The organism is Plebeiibacterium marinum, from assembly GCF_026013615.1.
GTDB lineage: Bacteria > Bacteroidota > Bacteroidia > Bacteroidales > Marinilabiliaceae > Saccharicrinis > Saccharicrinis marinus_A.
Genome location: NZ_JAPDPI010000186.1, coordinates 1 through 300 on the forward strand (window position 1 = coordinate 1; position 300 = coordinate 300).

The window sequence follows — 300 nt, forward strand, 5'->3', positions numbered from 1 at the left end:
AAAACACAATAGCTCTGGAAGCGTTTCTGTGCAAGTGATACAGAAGGTTAAAGGGCAAAATAAACTTATAAAAACAATTGGGTGCGCCACAACACGGCAGAAAATAGATAAGCTTGTTATAGCTGGATATGAAGAAATTGAAAGAATCACGGGTCAAAACAACCTTTTCCTATCAGACAAAGACACTTATACAGAAGAGGCTCTTTTAAATATCAGTAACTCAGACATAAGAACGGTAGGGCCAGAAATCATATTCGGGAGTATTTACAACCATATAGGTTTTAATCAGATAGAGGAAGA

At 36.7% G+C, this 300-nt stretch carries 1 pseudogene; it reads left to right on the plus strand.

What is annotated here, in order from left to right:
- Positions 1 to 300 (plus strand): annotated as a pseudogene (locus OM074_RS21760) (IS1634 family transposase); the annotation flags it as partial.